Origin of the sequence: Cohnella fermenti (assembly GCF_004801405.1) — a bacterium.
Taxonomy (GTDB): domain Bacteria; phylum Bacillota; class Bacilli; order Paenibacillales; family Paenibacillaceae; genus Cohnella; species Cohnella fermenti.
Map to the genome: position 1 here is coordinate 154,401 of NZ_SSOB01000010.1, position 21,199 is coordinate 175,599.

The window sequence follows — 21,199 nt, forward strand, 5'->3', positions numbered from 1 at the left end:
TTGTTAAAACGAGGCATTTTCAAAACTACGTTGAATTGCAAAGCAACTCATTCAATTCATTGCGTACTTTATCGCGACTATGGCTAAATCTTTTAGGTGAACCTATAAAGGCAAAACTCATTTCGCTTAATAATTGATGCATCAGATAGCCTTAAGCTAAATTTCTTCAATTTATATATGCTTTTGCAAATCCTCACAACTTTCCCCTTCACTAAAGCCATACCTCTTCGTGATCTGGATCAACTTACTGCACTTCTCCAATCAGTTTCTGAGGAAAATTAGTCTTCGCTTTTCTTTTTCGAGCGTCACCCCGTCGCTCACCAGTGTCTTGATTTGATGCTATCATGCTGTGCCAACGTCCGCTCCCCTCGTTTTCCCCAAGAACGGGATTACCCATCAGCGCATCTCCTGACTTGTCCGGCAAATTCGTTTCCGTATCCGCAAAGGCAACAAAGCCTCTGGAGGGGCTCCATTGAAAGCTGATGAAGCATGGGAAGCAGACTACGACAGGCTTTGTGTGATCTCTCACTACATCACGGACTCGAACACGACGTCAACACCGTGACGGCCGCGTAATTAATGGCGAAGTTTCCACGCGCACAATGATGAGCGCCCTGAGGATGGAGACCAGCCAAATCTATATTTTCTGACGGAACTCCGCCTTCCATATACGATCCGCTCTTATCGTTTCTGCTTAATCTCTGCTGAACAGGTCCCTCGTGTACACCTTGTCCGCCACATCCGCCAGCTCTCCCGACATCCGGTTCGCCACGATCACATCCGCCCGCCGCTTAAACTCCTCGAAGTCGTTCACGACCTTGGAATTGAAGAAGTCCTCCGAGAGCGCCGGCTCGTAAATAATGACCTCGATGCCCTTCGCCTTGAGCCGCTTCATAACCCCCTGGATCGCCGACTGACGGAAGTTGTCCGAATCCATCTTCATCGTCAACCGGTAGATGCCGACCACCCTCGGATTCCGCTTCAGAATCATCTCCGCGACGTGATCCTTGCGCGTCCGATTCGCATCGACGATCGCCGACATAATGTTCTGCGGCACGTCCGAATAGTTCGCGAGCAGTTGCTTCGTGTCCTTCGGCAAGCAATAACCGCCATAGCCGAACGAAGGATTGTTGTAGTGATCTCCAATCCGCGGGTCCAGGCTGACACCGGCAATGATCTGCTCCGTGCTCAGCCCTCTCACCTCGGCGTACGAATCCAGCTCATTGAAGAAAGCCACCCGCATCGCCAGATATGTATTCGCGAACAGCTTGATCGCCTCGGCCTCCGTCGAGTCCGTGAACAGAACCGGAATGTCTTCCTTGATCGCCCCTTGAACGAGCAGATCCGCGAACACCTTCGCCCTCTCCGACCGCTCCCCGACCACGACCCGGGACGGATAGAGATTGTCGTACAGCGCCTTGCCCTCCCGCAGGAACTCCGGCGAGAAAATAATATTGTCCGTCTCGAACTTCTCCCGAACCGACTGCGTGTACCCGACCGGCACCGTCGACTTAATGACCATTACCGCACCGGGGTTAATCGACAACACGGCAGCAATGACCGCTTCCACGCTCCGGGTATTGAAGTAGTTTTTGTCCGGGTCGTAATTCGTCGGCGTCGAGATGATGACATAATCTGCCTCTTTATACGCAACATAATTGTCGGTTGTTGCAGTCAGCTTGAGATTTCCTGTCGCAAGATACTCCTCAATCTCCCGATCGATGATCGGCGACTGCCCCGAATTGATCAGATCGACCTTCTCCTGAATGATGTCGAGAGCGATGACCTCGTTGTGCTGAGCCAGCAGCACCGCGTTGGAGAGGCCGACGTAGCCTGTCCCGGCTATGGTGATTTTCATACATTGTCTCCTCGTAATATCTATCATCTTAACTATAAACTAGGGCTTACTGAATGCTTTTCAACAGGAAATTCAAGACGATTCGGCGGCGGGACAGTAACGTTGCAAGGCCTGCTCTACAGATTCATTACCAATACTTGTAGCTTAGTCGCCAATCCACTTATCTTGGCAAAACGTATATGAATCCCCCTCACTATATTTACGTCTAAGTTTCGAATCACTTAGCCAAATCCTTTCAACCTGCAGAATAGAGGGTTCCTATCAAGTGTGGTAAATCTGATCTGCATAAAACAGCAGGATACTTGTAGTAGTTCTCTGATATGAAAGCCACAGTGTTGGGCCCTCATCAAGCCCTAATTATTCTCACAATATCTTTTACGATGAAATATCTAACTTTGTAGCTTTAACCTATTTCTTTTTTCATTATCAAGTATAAATAAACCTATCATCATTAAAAGTTTAACGATACTCGAAATTAACATAGCCCAACAAAATCCTATTAGTCCATATTCCCTATAAAACAAAATAGTACAAATCACATACAATAGTACATTCACTAGATTTATTATAAATTGCCATTTTATATCATTAAATCTAAGTTGAAATGGTTGGATTATTGAAGAGATTACACCTATTAATGCTGTAGCTGTTGTAATATAAATCAGTTCCAATGATCTATCGGCCCACTTTGGATACAGCAATGTTAGTATTGGTTCACTTATTAATATTACTATAAAGTATCCAAATGTAGCGACGATTGTAGTGATTGTAATTATAGCAACGAAATCCCTTGTCCTGATTCTTTCCATTTTAGTAAGATAGCTAAGCAAGACCCCACTTATCGGAGTTGTGACCATTGATATGAATTTCCCTACAATTGTTGCAGAGTAGTAATAAGAAACAGCGGCTGGTCCTATTAGAGGAAACAATAGCAGTTTATCTGCATACGTTATTATTGTCTTCATAAAGACCGAGAAAAACAAAATTATCGATTTATACAAAGTTCCTTTAAATAAATGCGTCATTGCAAACTTCTCATTTATCAAATTATTCTTGTTGATAATGTATAACAAACTGAAACTAGCTCCAAAAATAAAAATTAGTTGCCAGTAACCAGTTACAATAAACATCACTAAACCAACTAGGTATCCAATAGCCAATATGAGATTATTAATTAGGATTGCCTTATAATTAATTATGATTCTAAAGCTTACTATTAAGTACTCTCTTATGATGTTCAAGCAAGAAAATAATGCGACAAATATGATATTTAGTATAGAAAAGTGTTCCTCATAATATATAGTGCCTACTACCATAAGTATTGAATTGATTATAATACTTGCTGCTAATAGAATATTAAAATCGCCAATACTCTTATTAATTTGATATTCATCATTTAATAGCAATCTAATGTTATTTAGTACACTGCCAAAGGGTAAACTAAATAATGTGGATAAACTGATTATTGTTACAGCCAGACCGTAGTCTTGCTCCCCCAGTTGGCGACCAACAATTGGTAGCACTATAAACTGAAGAAATAATATCGGAACAGAAGATGCAATAATATTTAAAATTGAATCAGAAACCAATTTTCGGGATATCTTCCCCCGTACCATTTTAAGTTTCATTTTTATCTAACCAATCTTTTGATTTATTGTATTTGTGATTCGATGTGACGGCTTCTAAGGAAGAGCATACAAAATGCTAAAAAGAATAATAAACCATGAGTCATTAATAATGTCGATAAAAAGGCCGTATTTAAATAGTAGATATACACAAATACTATACCGAAATATTTAGGAGACATGTTAAGCATTTTTATTATTAAAAATATGCTACATATTATCAATGAGAAAAATATACTTCCAGCGATACCAAACGAAATATATCCTTCGGTAAATACGCCTACATTGGCATTAAGCCCCTCAAGCCCCATTACTACTTCCCCAACATACATCGATAGACTACGATCTAAATCACTTTTGACTAATCCTAACCCCAATGGAGAATGGGACAAATACGTATAATTATCTGTAAAATAGTTTATATAAATATTATTTAAATATGGTGGGACAAAAAACACTCTTCTCACGAACCCATCTAATAAGAAAATATTCCCGGATAGCCCCTCAATAAGAATTCCGAATAACGTTAAAAAACTTACGACCTTTAGAAAATTGATTGTCTTTCGATGGTAATCTCCTCTATAAAACAATAACAAGGCAAACAGTCCAATAAATACACTTTTAAGCGCCCCACAAAGGTAAACATAAACAATCATTAAAAAGAATATTGCGACTTTGATCCATTTCTTTCTTTCAATATTGTTAACAATTAATATGGGCAAAATTATTCTAACCAATGGTGCCGCTAAATACCCCGTTAATGTAGTACTAATATTCCTGAATGTTGCCCGAGTTTGATAGACATCTATTAATAACAAGTTTTTGAAATTAATGTAGCGGTAGTATTGAATAAAAAAGGGAACTATTAATATAAAACTTAGTGGCACCAACACCTTATCAATATTTAGTTGTTTCTGACTGTTACTAAATGTTTTTTTTATCCTAGAAACAAAAACCAATAACAATAAAGTTATCGCAATCGTGACTACCTGAACAGCTCGTGCTCCTTCTGTGTACTGATAATAGATCATTTCTCCCACAAACAAGTAAATAAACATTATGTTCCATACAACAAAAATAAATTTATCACTGATAAAAAAAATTAAAAACAACATTAGGAATATAATTAGTGATCCCAGAAATAATTTTGTTGCATTAAATGTATACGAAAAGCCCATATAACTAAACCTTTCAGAAATCACAAATACATATGCAAGATTCAAACCAATGGCTGAAATAATTTGCCACATGAACACTCTACTAATAGTTTTCATAAACCACTTTCCTTTAATTATTTATTACCCTTTTATCTCTTTGTAGATTTTTATATATTCATTTGATATGTCAGACCAGTTATACTTTTCAGAAAGATGTGAGCAATTCCTTGAAATTTCTTTATAATTTTCAATAACATCTAGTATTCTTATTGCTATTTCTTTAACGTTCTTACTTCTCACATGATAACCAACCATTCCCTCCTCGAACTGATTATCAAACCCCTGTCCCTTTGAGTAAATAACCGGAAGCCCCTGGCTCATAGCTTCTACATAAGTAAGCCCAAATGTCTCTGTTAATGATGGCATTACATAAATATCCGCTTGGCGATACTCATGAATCAATTCCTTTTGATTCAAAAACGGAATATAATTCACAAAAGAGTATTTATTTATTTTTTTCATGACTTTCCCATCCAAAACTTTGCCCACAATAGTATACTTTGCATTTATTCCATACTCATTTTGTAGCAGTTGTATAGCTTTACAAACAGCCAATTGATTTTTTCTTTTAGTTATATATCCTACAGTTAGGATGCTTAAGCTATCTAAATTTATGTTCCTCTCCTTTGAATAACTATTATTTAAATAAAAATCGTTTATTCCATTAGGGATAATAACGCACTTCTCTCTAATCTGTTCTTGCACTTTTATTGGTATATAGTTTGAGAAGAGTTGGCTTTGATATGTAGATGATAAAAAAACTATCTTTTGTGCTCTCTCCAGTATTTTCAATCCTAATTCCCTTAAAGTATACCTATACTTAAAAAAAACATTTAGGTCAACATCACGAACAGCAACAATATAGGGAGTTCCCCAACGCTTATTAGCTTTATATGCAATATACCCATTTGAAAATAGTGTATGGGCATGTAGAATATCAAATGAATGGCTGCTGTACAGATCATAAAAGTCTTTAAGCACATGCTTTTCTTTCAAATAGAATAATATTCTAGTCCAATTCTTGTAGTTCAATCTTACATCAAGATACGGAGCCTCAATATCTGGTTTTCCTCTTTCAATTGCTCTAAAATAAAAAACCCTCAGATCAACTTTAGAAAGTTGCTTTTCCATTAGGTTCTCAAAGAACGGATCATAATTAGAACATATATGACATATCCTCACTATTTCATCCTCCAAAAAACTCACCTTGAATCATTATGTTAATATTTCAAGCCATTCTTTAATTATGTATTTTTCATTAAATCCATGTTGATCAGATCGTTCAAGTGACCTCAAAGCCATATTGAACAGGGCGATCCGATCACTATTTAAATAGATAAGCTTATCAGTTAGAAATTCCACTACACTCGTATCAATGAAATCCAAATATATAGTATTTTTCCTATCGTTCCACACTTGTTTATTAGGCATATTATCGTAATTGAAAAACCTATACTTGGGGCTTGTCAAAAATCCATTGTCATTATGTTGGACCATTTCAGGAATAGCATATAAATCGGTCGATATAATTACATTTCCTGATTTCATAGCTTCTAAAACTACAAGTGAAAAACTATCTTGCCTCGTTGGATTTAGTAATATACACGAATCATTATATAATTGACTTAATTCTTCTTTATTAAATCTAAAATCAAAAAGACTGATATTCTTGTTACTTTGTATATTTAACATTAACCCAGCAGAGACTGATTCCAACTTAGTAACAATTTGGAGCTTTATATTGTCTAACCCTATCTTTTTAAGTTTATCAAATGCCGCTAGAATTTCCCGACCTCCCTTTAAATTAAAGTTTGATGAAATATATAAGCATTTCACTCTTTCATCATTACATTTTTCCTTTATACTCCCCCTAGATGTTAAACTGTTTTTATTAACAAGAGGATAAATCTGCGTTATCTTTATTCTACTAGGAATATCATAATACTTACCCAGTGTTTCATAACATGCCTTTGAAAGGCAAACAATTGCTTTTAAATGAGGATCATTAAAATACTTTTTTAGTTTCAACGAACCCAATATAGTATTTGATCTGTCAATAGAATAGTGAACTAGGGCTACTGGATTTTCCAGATAAATCACATAATCAACATTTGAATTTAAGAATCGATTGTAACTAAAAGCAATATCACTGGAATTCGTATTAACTTTGATTCTTTGAATCACTCCCAATTGATCCGCTAATTTTGATTTAATTAATTTTGATAACATCATTTTTTTTCTTGAGTTGGTTTCATACATCTTTTTATTTTCATATATAAATTCTATCTCAGAATTTTCACTATCAAACAACTCACTTAAAAACCCTCGCGTCTTAGTAGCTACATACACACTCTTCACATAGCACCAACTTTCTCTCAGTTCTTATTTTAATTTCGTTGTAAGTAGTATTTTTTTATGTTGTTAACAACATATAATGTATAATAAAACAAACATTTATGTAGCGGTAGTTTGATAATTGTTCTGTAATTAGTCCATTGCCTCTTTAGTGCTTTAAATTTATTATTAGATAATGAACCTTCTACCCTTCTATATTCAGCCAAAGATTCATTTAGACCGTATGCTAAATGACCTTTCTTTAATATCATCAACCACGTCAAATTATCTTGTCCGCGTCTTACTAAAGGCATACGGAAGTCACCAATTATTTCTTTGTCCACTATCACTGTTAAACATCCAATACACGTATTTTTCAATGCTTGATAATAGTTTATTTTAACTGGAACTTTAAATCGTTTCTCTTCTTTATTATATTCGTCGATAATATATTCATATGAAGTGAAAGTAAAACCAAAACCGTTTTTAAGCATATATGGAATTTGGATGTTAAGTTTATCATTTTTCCATTTGTCATCAGCATCAAGGAATGCAATAAACCTGCCCTTTGCATGTTCTAACGCAGTGTTTCGTGCGTAAGCCGCACCTTTATTCTCTTCCAAGTTTATTAATTTAATTCTAGAATCAATCATTTGATAAGCTTCTATAGTTCTTTTAGTATTATCAGTAGAGTTGTCATTAACTATTATCAATTCCCAGTCTATATATGTTTGACCGATGACGCTTTCTATAGATTCTGAAATGTATTTATCGGAATTATATACGGGCATGATTATAGAAACCAACCCCTCTTTTACCACCTTAAGCCCTCCCACAACCAATTATTATTGAAAACTACGCACTGATACCATCTCAATAAGTGGTTTGAATTTCGAATGTGTAAGGTGCAGAAACCGACTAAGCGTTCCATCATACTCCTAGTGTTTCATTGGAGTTTTACGGAAGTAAGTAATTATTTAACACTCAAACACGTTCGGACATGTCCCATCTCCGCCCATGCATTATTAATGCATAACTTTGAGGCAATTATTAAATTGATACTCCTTAAGGATGCTCCCCTTCGACTACACCATCTCGCTTTATGACAGCCAATATCGTTAATTTAAAGCATTTAGAATCAGTTGAATAACTAATGTTTGTAACATATTCACCGTCCAACAAAGCTTTTTTTTCAATTGATAGCTCGTCCCGCCCATTAACCTGAGCCCACCCGGTCAATCCCGGCCTTATATCATTCGCCCCATACTTATCACGTTCAGCAATTAAATCATATTGATTCCACAAAGCTGGGCGAGGCCCAACAATGCTCATTTCGCCTTTGAATATATTGATAAGCTGCGGAAGTTCATCGAGGCTGGACTTGCGCAGGAATCTTCCAACTTTAGTGATTAACGCATCCGGGTTCTGCAGAAGATGGGTTGGCATTTCTTTAGGTGCATCTGTATACATTGTTCTGAATTTAAGAATGAGAAACTCTTTTTTTTCTTTGCCGACCCTTCTCTGTTTAAACAGCACATTCCCTTTGCTATCCAGCTTAATAATTAGTGCAATTAGAAGAAGAATCGGCCATAACACTAGCAGGCCGATTCCCGAGAGGACAACGTCAGTTATTCGTTTCCAGAAGATATAGTTCATGGCTACTCACCTTATCCAGAGATTCTAAGACACAAACTCCAATATCGGAACAAAACTCTCAATCGCATCCTTGACCGCGCTGGAGTCTTCACCCAACACTCTCTCCAAGCGGGTGAACTCAAGATCGAGCTGGCGTTGGCTAATCTCGCTAGCCTTGCCGATAAAGATGCGCTCGTTCGGAGTCGGGAGGATTCCCTCTTCGTCCATGAGGAGCTCTTCGTACAGCTTCTCGCCTTCGCGCATACCGGTGAACTGAATGTCGATCTCGCTGTATGGTTCGAAGCCGGACAGGCGGATGAGATCCTCGGCCAGCTTGAGGATGCTGACCGGTTCTCCCATGTCGAGGAGGAACGTCTCGCCGCCCTTGGCATAGGACCCGGCCTGGATGACGAGCTGAACGGCCTCGGGGATGGTCATGAAGTACCGAACCATCTCGGGGTGAGTGACGGTGACCGGCCCCCCGCTTGCGATCTGGCGCTTGAAGAGCGGAATGACGCTGCCCCGGCTGCCCAGAACATTGCCGAACCGGACGGCCGCGAACTTGGTTGCGCTCTGAATATTCAGATTCTGTATGTACATCTCGGCGATCCGCTTCGTCGCTCCCATGATGCTCGTCGGGTTGACGGCCTTGTCCGAGGAGATGAGCACGAATCTCTCCGTGCCGTACTTATCCGCGCAATCGGCGACATTCTGCGTGCCGAACACGTTGTTCTTGACGGCCTCCGACGGGTTCTTCTCCATGAGCGGAACGTGCTTGTGCGCGGCGGCATGGAAGACGACGTTCGGCCGATAATCGGAGAACACTTGCTCCATCCGGATACGGTCTTGAACGTCCGCAATAATCGGCTCGATCTCAAGACCCGGGAACCTCGTTCGCATCTCCATCTCAATCGTATAGATGCTGTTCTCCCCGTGTCCGAGAAGCAGCAGCTTGGAAGGGCGGAACGGAGCGATCTGCCGGCATAGCTCGGAACCGATCGATCCGCCGGCTCCCGTCACGAGAACTACCTTCTCCTGAACATATTCGGCAATGCCCACCAGATCCGTCTTCACCGGCTCGCGGCCCAGAAGATCCTCGACGTCCACCTCGCGGATGGAATTGAAGCTGATCTTATCCTTGATCGTAGCGTCGATGCCGGGGATAATCTTGGGCTTCACCCCGACGGCAAGGCACAGGTTGATGATCTGGGAGATTGTTCGGCGCGGCGCCGACGGGATCGCGATGATGATCTCCTTGATGAAGTGCGACTCGACCATACGCAGCAGCTCCGAACGGCCCCCGAACACCTTCAGTCCATGCACCGTCAGATTGCGCTTGGAGGGATCGTCGTCGAGGAAGCCGACCAGCTTGTAGCCGCTCATCGCCGGATTCATGAACTCCCGTGCAACGAGATCTCCGCAGTCTCCGGCTCCGAAGATCAGCGTCGGCAACCGTGTCTCTGCCTTCTTGACACCACGTCCGCCATACAATCTCCAGAGAACACGCACCCCTCCTAGCAGAAGAAGACCGGTCTCCAGCGTGCGCACAGCTACTGACAAAGGCACCCTCTCTTCCGAGAGCAACGAGGTAATCATATAAGCTAACGCCCAGCTAGCGACAACGGCCTCGCACATTCTCACGAGATCCTTGATGCTGGCGTATTGCCACATTCGACGATACATCCCGAATAGGACCATGAATCCCATGCAGAGAACGGTAGAGATCAGGCTATATTCGAGCATTTGGTCAATATATCGTCCCGGAATGCCGCTTGGGAATCGGAACCAATATGCCGTATACGTGCTGAACCAGACAATGATCAGATCCAGCACGGACAGCAGCACCAAACTTCTCTTCAAGACCATGCCTCTACGCCTCCGCTTATTGCTTATGTGTTCGCTGTTCCATAATAGTAGTAATAATAGCCGTCGTTCTTCTTCCGCTTCACGTTGTTCAGAACGACTCCCAGCACCTTGGCGCCTACCTTGTCCAGCAAGGACTTCGACTTCAGCGCCACATCCTTCTTCACCTTGCCATAGTCCATGACGAGGATGACGCCGTCGCAGCGAGTGGCCAGCAATTGGGCATCCGTTACGGCGAGCACCGGCGGAGTGTCGATAAGAATAACATCGAACTGCTCCTTCAGCTCCTCGAGCAGCTTCGACATCCTCTGGGAAGCGAGCATCTCGGACGGATTCGGCGGAATCGGCCCCGACGGAAGCAGAGCAAGATTCGGAATGTGTGTCGCTTGAATCGCTTGCCCCAGGTCGGCTTGATTGGACAGCACCGACGACAGCCCGACCCGGTTGGTGACTTGGAACGTATAATGCTCGGTAGGCTTGCGAAGGTCGGCATCGATCAGAATAACTCTTCTCTCCGTCTGGGCGTAAGCGACAGCCAGATTGCCGATCGTCGTCGACTTCCCTTCCCCGGCCCCTGCCGAAGTAACCATCACCACCTGCATCTGACCGTCGATTGAAGAGAAGTCGATGTTCGTTCTAAGCGTCCGGTACGATTCCGAGACGTGAGACTTCGGGTCGGCATCGGTGACAAGATAGCGCTTATTTGCTGGAGCGGACACGGGAGAGCTCACCTACTTTCGGTACGTTGGCAGACGGCACGGCCTTATCGGCGGCGGCAGGAATCTCATCGACTTGGAGCTTGGCGATCGTCGCCAGCGTCGGCAGTCCCAAGATCGCCTCCACATCCTCTTCGGTCTTGATCGTATCGTCCAGATACTCGAGCAGGAAGGCAGCCCCGACCGCAATCATCAGCGAGACGACGAAGGCGATAATTACGTTAAGCGGAACGTTCGGCGCCACCGGTCCGGGGGAGATGTCCAGCTTCGCTTCATTCAGAATCGAGACATTCTCGACATTGAAGATCTCCGGAATCTCTTCCTTGAAGATAGCGGACACCGCGTTGACCATCCGAGCAGCCGCTTCGTACGAGCCGTCGCGGACGATCAGCGTCATAACCTGCGTGTTGTTGACGGAGCTGACACTGATCTTCCCCTTCAACTGATCCGCCGTCACGCCGAACTCCGGATGCTGCTCGACAACCTTGTCCAGAATGGCCGGCGTCTTGATGATCTCCTTGTAGGTGTCAATCATCTTGATGTTCGTGTTCACTTCATTCAGATCAAGGCCCTGCGACGAGACGGCAGACGAAGAACGATTCACGATAATCTTCGTCGAAGCCTCGTAGACAGGGCTCTTGACAAACTTGCTGTACGCCCCCGCGGCGATCGTGACGATCAGCACGAAGCTGACAATCCACCAGATCCTCTTGCGAACGATGAGGAAGTAGTCGCGGAGATCGAGTTCATTGGACACGTCATATTCCCTCCAAGCCATTACCAATCGGTGTAGTCGGCGCCATTCCCAGGCAAGCTGTCATATGACAGTTGTCACGTGACATTCCAACATTTATTACCAAAACAAGGGACGAGGTAGAAAATCCCCCACCCAGCAAAGAGTGGAGGATACTTCTTGATCGGCCGACTATCTTATTTAGCACCCAGTGTACGGTAGACGATAACAGCCGCTTCGGCGCGAGTTGCGTTGTCGTTCGGCTTGAACTCGCCTGCCGATCCGAGGATGATGTTCTTCGAGGCAGCGAACGCCACGCCATCCTTCAGGCTCGGGTTGATCTCGTTCGCATCGCTGAACGCGGACAGAGCTGCGTTCGCATTGTCGGTGCCTTCGATTCCCTTCACGGACTTCAGCGCGCGGGCAATCATCGTTGCCATCTCAGCGCGTGTGATCGTCGCCGTCGGATCGAACGTCGTCGCCGAACGTCCGTTAATGATGCCCTTCTCTACCGCTACCGCGACGTATGGAGCGTACCAAGCGCTGGAGCTTACGTCCGTGAACTTGCTCGTCGTTGCGCTCTCGTTGTCGATATCAAGAGCGAGGGCAAGAATCTTGGCGAACTCGGCGCGAGTGATGCTGTCGGTCGGAGCGAACTGGCCTGCCGCCTTGCCTTCGATCGCGCCTCTGGCGGCGACGACCTCGATCTGGCGTCCTGCCCACGCTTGGACGGAAGCGATATCGTTGAACGTCACCTTGTTCTCGACCAGAACGTAGGAGGTACCTTGCTTGCCGCTCGTGGACACGTTCCAACCGTCGACCGTACCGCCCTCGATCTTCAAGCTTCCGTCCGCTCCGACGCTGGCAATCGTCAGAAGCTCGGGATCAAGGCCGCCCGAGGCGGCAAGCGCGGACTTCCATTCGTCGCCCGCGTCGACCAGTCTGGAACCGAGCACCGCTGCCTGTCCGTCGCTGGCCAGGTTGGCGCCCGCGCCGTTCTCGCCGGTGACAGTAAAGCGGACGCCGTCGGTAGGATCAAAGCCGGTGAAAGCAAAGGTGAAGACGCCCGATCCGGGAGTAATCGTGCTCGTCGGAGCGAAGATGGCAGGCGGAGGAGTGTCGATGCCCACCTCGAAGTCGATTCCGTTCGAGAGATCGCCGTCGAACGGAATCTCTACCGTCAACTCGTTCACGCTGACGTTCGCCGACGGAACGCCGGCTTCCGCCAATTGCTTCAGAACGTCCGCAGGCAAGCTGGTCGTCACGGAAGAGGCATCCACATCGCCGAGCGAGATCGCGAGCGGAGGAATGACGAGCCCGCTCGTCGAGCCGATCGCATCCGCCAGCGCTTCCTTGATGGCCTTGATGTCATTAAGAAGGCCGGCAACCGCAGCGGTGTCGACCTTGACGGTCGCCTTGCCGTCGCTGACCGCGACGGACTTCGACAGATCCAAGCTTACAGATGATGCAATAGCCGCGGAAGCGGCGGATACGGCTTGCTTGATCAAGTCGGCCTTCTCGGCATCTGTAGCGTTAGCCAGCTTGTCCTTGATGTCGCCAAGGCTCTTGATCGCCGCCGCAGCGGAATCGGAAGTTGTCGTGGTCGTCGTGGTGTCGTTGCCGCCGGAATACACCGTATTGGCGCTGATGAAGGCCGCAACGATCGAAGGCAGGGCACTATCGAATGCCGTCTTCACCGAAGTGTCATCCATATAGTTGTAGAACGTCTCGAGCACCGCCGCCTTGAAGGCCGCATTGTCGCCGAAGTAATACGTAATCAGGGCCGCTGCATCAGCAGCGCCGGCAGTGCTTGTTGCAAGCGCGGATTCCGCGATGGACTCGACGATTGCGGTCTTGCTTCCCGTGAGCGTCTGATTGCCGAGAACCGTGTTATAAGCGATACTGTTGACAACAACGAAGAATGCGGCGAAGTCTTCTACCGTGATGTCGATTCCCGAAACGGATTCCAGCTTGTCAACCAAGCTCTGGACCGCTTCTTCCTGCAGCAATGCCGCAACATCGACGGCGCTCGCGATCGGAAGGGAGATCGACGTCAGAAGCTCGATCAAGGCATCCTTCTCGTCATCGGTCAGGCTCAGACCGCTGAATGCAGCCAGCAGCGGAGCTACCGCCGTCTCGTGATCGGCACCGGCAAGCGCAGTCTTGAGCGCAGTCACAGACGTATTGCCAGCCAACAAAGCGTCGATCTTCGTCTGAAACGAGATCAGCTTCAAGAGATTCGCATCCGTCACAACCGCTGCCGAAGCAACGCTCGCGCCAATCGGACTCCCTACGACGAGCCCCGTTCCCGACAGTGCCGTTACCGCCAAACTAGTAGCTACGAACCCTGCTAGTGCTTTTTTCCTCAATTTCATGTATGAATCCTCCTGACTTGTACGTGATATAGGAATTGAAGGGATTTTTTCGGTAAACAGTAGTCCCTTAATCTTACTGCACAATAGTATACCGGTCAACATTATTGGAAGAGATTTGATAACTTTCTCCACCATTTTACATTAACTTTAGAGAATGTTTCTACAATAATAGCCTCGTCGCCGACAATGTTCGACGAATTCCGTACCATGGTCTCTTGCATTCTATCTTCCACATTGCGCGCCAGACTCTCCAAGGCCTCCTTCATTCGGAATCCACGATGCTCCAGGTGATGCGCGTCGGAGGCGAGGAACTGAATCATCCCGCTCCGGCACAGCGTCCAGGCGCATTCCTCGATCTTCCTGCCGAAGCCCCCGAGCAACGAATGGGTCGTGACCTGCCCGTAACAGCCGGCTTCGATAAGCTCGCCCAGCCTTCGCGGCTCCTTGACGATCGCGGCATTCCTCTCCGGATGAGCAATGATCGGATGCAGCCCCAAGAGGCGCAGCTCGTGAACCCATTCGAACATCTTCGACGGAATGCGCGAGGACGGCATCTCCAGCAGAATGTACGGCGAATCGGCCAAGGTCAGCAGTTCTCCCCGCGCCCACGCGTCGAGCATCTCGTTATGTACCCGGATCTCCTGGCCCGGCAGAACCTCCAGCGGAATCCCTTCCCGCTCCAAGAGAGCGTTCAGCTCGGCCACGGCCTCTCTTACCCGCCCAGCCGGATTCGTGTAGACGCCGTTCGCGTGATGCGGCGTGGCGATGATCTTGCGAATCCCTTCCGCCGCAGCCGCTCTCGCCATCGCAAGCGAATGCTCGGCATCCGGCGCACCGTCATCGATTCCCGGGAGAATGTGGGCGTGAATGTCGATCAATAGGCAATACCCCCTTACCAAATCCTTCATTCTTCTACGTCATTCTTCCTTACAAGTTGCGGCACTCTCTCTACTTTCTTCGGTATAAATGGCAAGACAAGTTAGTTATGTAGTCCTTATTCGTCGAAAATAGGCAAAATGCCCCACGCCGACAGGCCGGCGTAGGGCATTCTTAGTAGTTCTCTTAGAGTGCCGCTCCCTGCTTGAGGGCGTCGGCCTTGTCGAGGCGTTCCCACGGCAGATCGAGATCGCTGCGGCCGAAGTGGCCGTAAGCGGCCGTCTGCTTGTAGATCGGACGGCGAAGATTGAGCATGCGGATGATGCCTGCCGGGCGAAGATCGAAGTTGCCGCGGATCAGCTCGACCAGTTTCTCCTCGTCGACCTTGCCCGTTCCGTACGTGTCGACGTTGATGGATACCGGATTGGCTACGCCGATGGCGTAAGCCAATTGAATCTCGCACTTGTCGGCGAGGCCGGCGGCGACGATGTTCTTGGCGACGTAGCGCGCGGCGTACGCGGCGGAACGGTCGACCTTCGTCGGGTCCTTGCCGGAGAAGGCGCCGCCGCCGTGGCGGGCATATCCTCCGTACGTGTCGACGATGATCTTGCGGCCGGTCAAGCCGGCATCGCCTTGAGGACCGCCGATGACGAAGCGACCGGTCGGGTTGATGAAGAATTTGGTCTCGGCGTCCAGCCACTGCTCCGGAACGACGGCCTTAATGACATGATTGCGAATATCCTGCTGAATCTGCTCAAGCGGAATCTCTTCCGAGTGCTGAGTCGAGACGACGATCGTATCGACGCGGGTCGGCTTGCCGTCCGCATATTCGATGGTGACCTGCGTCTTGCCGTCGGGGCGCAGATAGCCGAGCGTACCGTTCTTCCGCACCTCGGACAGGCGGCGGGACAGCCGGTGAGCGAGCGCGATCGGAAGCGGCATGAATTCCGGCGTCTCGTTCGTCGCGAAGCCGAACATCAGACCTTGGTCGCCGGCTCCGATGTCCGCGTTCTCCTGAAGCACGTCCTTGCCGTCGCGGTTCTCGAGCGCAGCGTTAACGCCTTGCGCAATGTCCGCGGATTGTTCGTTAAGCGAAGTGAGCACCGCGCAAGTGCTGGCATCGAAGCCGTACTTGGCACGGGTATACCCGATTTCCCGAATCGTGCTGCGTACGATTGCGGAGATATCTACATAATCGGCCTTGCTGCTGATCTCGCCGATAACCAGAACAAGCCCGGTTGCAACGGATACTTCGCAGGCAACGCGCGCATATGGATCTGCTTGCAAGAAGGCATCAAGCACCGCGTCGGAGATTTGATCGCAGATTTTGTCCGGGTGGCCTTCCGTAACCGATTCAGACGTGAAGAGATGCCGTCCTTTGATCGACAATATCCTCAACCTCCCCTACACAAAAAATGAACCTTTTCCGGTAGGAAAAGGTTGTCAGACAGACCTTCAGATGATAATGATACCGGAATTGTCTAGGGGTGTCAATAAACCAACGCCCATCCTTCGCCTATCGGGCTTCCTATAGAAGCGTCTGCTGCGCTTGCTGAACGAGCCGCTTCGTGACTCCCCCGCCGACCGCTCCGGCCTCTCTTGCCGTCAGGTTCCCCAGGTAGGACGAACCGCCTCCGGACGAGGAGAAGCTGCCCAGTTCTCCCGCGAATTCCGTGTCCGCCCCGGCCGCTCCGCCGTTCCCGAAGGCGACTCCGAGCTCGGCGGCTACCTCGTACTTCAGTTGCTTCAGCGCACTCGCGCATTCCGGCACCAGCTTCTTGTTGCGGCTTGCCATTCGTTACGCACCTCCTTGGAAGTTGACGGTCATAGTATGGATCGGGACCGGACTCCGTAGGCGTATAACCTCATGGGCATAGGGGAAAATATAGGCGTATCTGCCGGAATTACGCCTGCAGGAAGCCGACGTACTTCAGCATTCTCTCGATCATGACGGCCGCTTCGGCTCTTGTCGCATTGCTCTGCGGCTTAAATTGGTAGCTCGACACGCCGTTCATGATGCCGGCCGCAACATTCTGCAGCACCGCCGTCTTGGCGTAGGAGCTGATCTTCCCGCTGTCCGTGAAGGCGTTAAGCTCCGTTCCCTTCGTGCTCACCGACTGGCCGACATACGCAATCGCCCGCTGCATCATCGTCGCCATCTCCTCGCGGGTGATGTAGGCGTTCGGGAGGAAGCGCCCATCGGTCCCCCCTTGAACGATCCCCGCCTCGCTCGCGGCTCCGATGTAACCCGAATAAGTACCGTTCGTCCCTACATCGGAGAATCGGGTTGCGGCGCTCTTCTTGCTCGTCAGCCCCAGACCGCGAGCGATGTACTTGGCGAAGTCCGCCCGAGTGATGTTCTGATTCGGCTGGAAAACCACCGCACTCGTGCGATCGATAACGAACTTGGAGGCGAGAATATTTACGCTGTCCTTGGCCCACGCTGCGGTCACATCGCTGAATGTCTTCGAGAAGGATACGGCCGCATAAGCACTGTTGCCCTTGCGCTCGAAGCTCAGCTTCACGCTTGTCCCGTCGCGCGTGATCGTCGTCGGAGTATAGCTCAGATCGTTCGAATCATAGTCGTAACGAACGACGGACAACTGCGAATCCGTCAAGGACGATGCATTCGACAGCGTAATGGAGCGAGTGACATAGTTATCGTAAGCAGCCACTTCGGTCTTGACTCCGTTCGTTACCGTATAAGCAGTAAAATCCACCATCGATCCGAGCAGCGTCCCCCCTTGCGTCGTAATCGCCGACAACAAGGTTGCGTTGGACGTCCTGGCGATCTGCAGCAACAGATAGGCGGAGGCGTCCTTCGCCGTATACGAACTTAACGTGCTGCTGCTGATGGCGAGCAGCGGATAGTCGAATTCGTAATCGCCGTATTCGATCCGCAGCACCGCGTTCGGGTTCCTTGCCGTTCCGCTGACGAGCGACTTGATCGGAATCGCCACCAAGGCCCCCGTCTCGCTGGACGGAACAATGAAGCTTAGTTGAAGCTTCGTAATATTGCTGCCCAATTGGAGCATAGAGAATGCGCTCGTCAAGTAATCGGCATTGAGATTGTAGCGCGTGGCCGCCGTTCCCGTGGACAGCGTGTCCGTTGTCGTCGTCGCCCCCGCCGAGTTGAAGGTCAGCCCGCCTTCGGAGTTATAGTCCAAGTAACTCGTCAGGCTGCCCAAGGAAGTCGTTCCGTTGCTCAACGTCACAGGGCCGAACGCAGCGACCGTAAGTCCCAACGAATCCCTCAGCGCGTTGCCCGCGGTACTGTACGTTACCGTCACGGCTTGGCCGGAAGCGATACTGGACGAGAGGGTCAACGTGACTGCCGCACCCGATACCTGAACGCTGGTGACGGCCGCTATCCCGGTGCCAACCGCTACCGTGAATTGAGATGGATACGCAATGTAGGATGCGTTCAGGCTGGACGAGAAGTTTAACGTTACCGTTGACCCGCTGACACTGCCGCTCGAATAGACGGCAGCCGAGTTGGACGTGCCCACCGCGATGGAATAATTGCTGATCAAGGAAGCCGCATTCCCCGCCAGATCGGTAAGCGGCGTCGTTCCCGGAATATAAGTGACAATCACGGTACCGGCCGCGACTGATGCGGAGAGCGTCAGGATGACCGCATTGTTATCGATGGCAACCGACGATATTGCTGCCGAGCTTCCATTGGCCAATACCGAGAAGCTGGACTTCGCGGGCACCGCGCTCGTATTCAATCCCTCATTGAAGTACAAGGTCACGATATTGCTCGCTGCGGTTCCTGAGGACAATACCGGCGCCGTCACATCGATCCCGTTCGTGATGTAGAAGCTCGAGAACGCAGCCATTGTATTGCCGCTTAGATCCTGGATCGGCGTCGATGAACTCGGAGTGTAGGAGACAGATACGCTCTGGCTGGAAGTCGGGCTGGAACTGAGCGTCATTGTGAGCGTTGTTCCATAAAGCGTTATTGTACGAATGCCGACTGTCGCGCTGTCGAATTTCACTGTGAATTGGGACAGAACGTTGCTCGGAAGATCGTTCAGCGATTTGTTGAAGTTCAGCGTCAGAACACTGCCGCTGATGGAACCGGATGACGGCTTCGGCACGGTCGTGCTCGTCGTATTGGATACCGTCAGTGAACTCAGATTGGCAGCCTTGTTGCCGGACAGATCGACAATCGGATTCGTACCCGCCGTATAGGAGATCGTCACCTTCTGTCCCACGGCCACGCTGTTCTGCAACTTGACCCATACCTGCTTGCCGGAGACGGTAACCGCCGTCACTTGCGCCGCGACGTCGTTGACCGTCACATAATAATTCGCCGCTGCCGGCACAGAGCTCTCGTCTAACACTTCGTTGTACGTAAGAAGGACGGACATTCCGTCCATCGCGGCGCTCGAGATCATCGGGGCAGTGAGATCGGATCCTACGGTCTGGAAGCTCCAACGGTAGTCGTTCAAGATACCGGGGAAGACATTGCCATTCGCTACGTCCGTGATCAGGCCGGAATCAATATAGACCGCATATTTGGTTGCAGCGCTCAGTACAGGGATTCCGGTCAAGTTCACAACCGTCGAGTCGGTCAATGACCGCGACATGCTTGCCGTCGCCACGACCGTCCCCGAGTACGTTCCGGACAGCGCCTTGATTCGGGCCGTCGCTCCGGAAGCTACGGTGACCGACTTGTTGAACTTCATGCTGAAGGTGCCGACATTCGCGCTCACATTCGAGACGCCGGCGACGGGAGAGAGCGTGACGATCTCCGGTGCGTCCGCGTCCTCCGATACCTTGAAGGACCAACTCGACGTTCCCGCGTAGTTGTTGCCTGCGGCATCGTGGACCGCCAGGTTCGAGATCGTCACCGTGTAGGTCGTGTTATCGGCGAACACAGCACACAAGGCGCTCGTCGGATTGATTGTTATCGTCGTCGTGCCATATCCCGTAATCCCGGACGAGCTCGCCGGAATCGTGCAGAACGTCGTCGTGCCCTGCTTGATCGTGAATGTGCCGCTGCCCGAGTAGACGTTCTCGCTGAATTCGACGGAGAGCGAGCCCGCGAGCTGGCCGAGCGTGCCGCCGCTGGTCGGCGAGAAGGAGACGACCGTCGGAGCGGTAACATCGTTCGCCGCTTTTGTCGTGAAGCTCCACGTGCCCGCGCTCGTGATGCCATACTCGTTATTATCGGAATCGAGAATGGCTCCCATATCGATCAGAATGTAGTACGCCGTTCCGTAATCCAGCTTGCTCAGCTTGATGGAGACGACCTGTCCGCTTGCGGTCACGGAGCTCGACGTTGCGGAGATCGTCTGAATGGTCGCGTTGTCGGACACTCGCTTGACATAGATATTGCCGCTGCTGCCCTTCTTCATCGTCTTGGTCGAAGGGTACGTCAACGTAATCGTCTGGGCGGTATCCGCGCTAAAGTTGGTTGTTCCGCTTGTAGGACTGTAGGCCGGAGCGAGCGTGCTGCTGTCCACGACCGTGAACGTCCAGTCCGAGGCTTGCTGGTAGAAGCGTCCCGTGCTCAAGCTCGCGAAGGCCGTGCCATCGATGACAACCTTGTACGATCCCGCTGTCAGGGTCGAGGAAGGAATAATCGTGGCGACCTTGGTCGGCTGCTCGAGCAACACATTACCGAGGTTGGATTGCACGTTAAGCACATCAACCGTGGCGTACGAGCCGCCCGTTAACCGTTGAATCGTGATATTGCCCGTCCCTCTGACGACATTCTCGTCGAAGGTGATCTTGAGGTTCGTGCCGGACGGAACAAGTGTCCCTCCGCTCTTGGGCATTAATTGAATGGCTAATGGACCGTTCGTGCCGCTGGCCAATACGGTGGACGAGTCGCCCGGCAGAGATGTCAGTCCTAATTGTACGAGGAGGGTAGCGACAAGAATGATAGCTAGAGTGCGAATGCGGTGCAATTGGGTTACCTCCCGATCTGAACATAGTCGTACCTATTATTTCGGC

The 21,199-nt window shown here is 48.8% G+C and carries 15 protein-coding genes; all 15 read right to left on the reverse strand.

Features of this window, described 5'->3' with window-relative positions; genetic code table 11:
* Positions 1 to 694: 694 nt before the first annotated feature.
* Positions 695 to 1,858, reverse strand: coding sequence for a nucleotide sugar dehydrogenase (locus tag E6C55_RS10150; RefSeq protein ID WP_136369672.1), 1,164 nt, complete (start codon positions 1,856 to 1,858; stop codon positions 695 to 697).
* A 389-nt stretch (positions 1,859 to 2,247) separates the two neighbouring features.
* Complete coding sequence (locus tag E6C55_RS10155; protein WP_230986627.1) at positions 2,248 to 3,486, reverse strand: lipopolysaccharide biosynthesis protein; 1,239 nt, start codon at positions 3,484 to 3,486, stop codon at positions 2,248 to 2,250.
* 23 nt (positions 3,487 to 3,509) lie between these two features.
* Positions 3,510 to 4,757 carry a hypothetical protein gene (locus tag E6C55_RS10160; protein ID WP_136369673.1) on the reverse strand — a complete coding sequence of 416 codons (1,248 nt, stop codon included), beginning with the start codon at positions 4,755 to 4,757 and terminating at the stop codon, positions 3,510 to 3,512.
* Between the two features lie 24 nt (positions 4,758 to 4,781).
* Entirely contained in the window at positions 4,782 to 5,831 is a 1,050-nt protein-coding gene (locus E6C55_RS10165; protein ID WP_136369674.1) for a glycosyltransferase family 4 protein, read from the reverse strand.
* Positions 5,832 to 5,915: 84 nt separating this feature from the next.
* Positions 5,916 to 7,058 (reverse strand): glycosyltransferase family 4 protein, encoded by a 1,143-nt coding sequence (locus E6C55_RS10170; RefSeq protein WP_136369675.1) that lies wholly within the window; start codon positions 7,056 to 7,058, stop codon positions 5,916 to 5,918.
* 29 nt (positions 7,059 to 7,087) lie between these two features.
* Complete coding sequence (locus tag E6C55_RS10175) at positions 7,088 to 7,825, reverse strand: glycosyltransferase family 2 protein (RefSeq protein ID WP_136369710.1); 738 nt, start codon at positions 7,823 to 7,825, stop codon at positions 7,088 to 7,090.
* 274 nt (positions 7,826 to 8,099) lie between these two features.
* Positions 8,100 to 8,690, reverse strand: a complete 591-nt coding sequence (locus E6C55_RS10180) for a sugar transferase (protein ID WP_136369676.1) — start codon at positions 8,688 to 8,690, stop codon at positions 8,100 to 8,102.
* A 24-nt stretch (positions 8,691 to 8,714) separates the two neighbouring features.
* Positions 8,715 to 10,535, reverse strand: a complete 1,821-nt coding sequence (locus tag E6C55_RS10185; protein WP_136369677.1) for a polysaccharide biosynthesis protein — start codon at positions 10,533 to 10,535, stop codon at positions 8,715 to 8,717.
* 23 nt (positions 10,536 to 10,558) lie between these two features.
* Positions 10,559 to 11,251 (reverse strand): CpsD/CapB family tyrosine-protein kinase, encoded by a 693-nt coding sequence (locus E6C55_RS10190; protein WP_136369678.1) that lies wholly within the window; start codon positions 11,249 to 11,251, stop codon positions 10,559 to 10,561.
* Positions 11,232 to 12,005: a YveK family protein gene (locus tag E6C55_RS10195; protein ID WP_136369679.1), complete on the reverse strand. Its 774-nt coding sequence runs from the start codon at positions 12,003 to 12,005 to the stop codon at positions 11,232 to 11,234. Before E6C55_RS10195 ends, E6C55_RS10190 begins: the two co-directional genes overlap by 20 nt.
* A gap of 173 nt (positions 12,006 to 12,178) precedes the next feature.
* Positions 12,179 to 14,356, reverse strand: coding sequence for an S-layer homology domain-containing protein (locus E6C55_RS10200; protein ID WP_168735563.1), 2,178 nt, complete (start codon positions 14,354 to 14,356; stop codon positions 12,179 to 12,181).
* 101 nt (positions 14,357 to 14,457) lie between these two features.
* Entirely contained in the window at positions 14,458 to 15,234 is a 777-nt protein-coding gene (locus E6C55_RS10205; protein ID WP_136369681.1) for a tyrosine-protein phosphatase, read from the reverse strand.
* A 184-nt stretch (positions 15,235 to 15,418) separates the two neighbouring features.
* Positions 15,419 to 16,621, reverse strand: a complete 1,203-nt coding sequence (gene metK, locus E6C55_RS10210; protein ID WP_136369682.1) for a methionine adenosyltransferase — start codon at positions 16,619 to 16,621, stop codon at positions 15,419 to 15,421.
* Between the two features lie 139 nt (positions 16,622 to 16,760).
* A complete protein-coding gene (locus E6C55_RS10215; protein WP_136369683.1) occupies positions 16,761 to 17,027 on the reverse strand; it encodes an alpha/beta-type small acid-soluble spore protein in 267 nt (88 codons plus the stop codon).
* Between the two features lie 109 nt (positions 17,028 to 17,136).
* Positions 17,137 to 21,153: a beta strand repeat-containing protein gene (locus tag E6C55_RS10220; RefSeq protein WP_136369684.1), complete on the reverse strand. Its 4,017-nt coding sequence runs from the start codon at positions 21,151 to 21,153 to the stop codon at positions 17,137 to 17,139.
* Between the last annotated feature and the right edge of the window lie 46 nt (positions 21,154 to 21,199).

What these genes read in the sequence shown, in the direction of transcription:
- E6C55_RS10150 (WP_136369672.1), bottom strand. Translation starts at nt 1,858, where the DNA reads ATGAAAATCACCATAGCCGGGACAGGCTACGTCGGCCTCTCCAACGCG.
- E6C55_RS10155 (WP_230986627.1), bottom strand. Translation starts at nt 3,486, where the DNA reads ATGAAACTTAAAATGGTACGGGGGAAGATATCCCGAAAATTGGTTTCT.
- E6C55_RS10160 (WP_136369673.1), bottom strand. Translation starts at nt 4,757, where the DNA reads ATGAAAACTATTAGTAGAGTGTTCATGTGGCAAATTATTTCAGCCATT.
- E6C55_RS10165 (WP_136369674.1), bottom strand. Translation starts at nt 5,831, where the DNA reads ATGGAAAAGCAACTTTCTAAAGTTGATCTGAGGGTTTTTTATTTTAGA.
- E6C55_RS10175 (WP_136369710.1), bottom strand. Translation starts at nt 7,825, where the DNA reads ATGCCCGTATATAATTCCGATAAATACATTTCAGAATCTATAGAAAGC.
- E6C55_RS10180 (WP_136369676.1), bottom strand. Translation starts at nt 8,690, where the DNA reads ATGAACTATATCTTCTGGAAACGAATAACTGACGTTGTCCTCTCGGGA.
- E6C55_RS10185 (WP_136369677.1), bottom strand. Translation starts at nt 10,535, where the DNA reads ATGGTCTTGAAGAGAAGTTTGGTGCTGCTGTCCGTGCTGGATCTGATC.
- E6C55_RS10200 (WP_168735563.1), bottom strand. Translation starts at nt 14,356, where the DNA reads ATGAAATTGAGGAAAAAAGCACTAGCAGGGTTCGTAGCTACTAGTTTG.
- E6C55_RS10215 (WP_136369683.1), bottom strand. Translation starts at nt 17,027, where the DNA reads ATGGCAAGCCGCAACAAGAAGCTGGTGCCGGAATGCGCGAGTGCGCTG.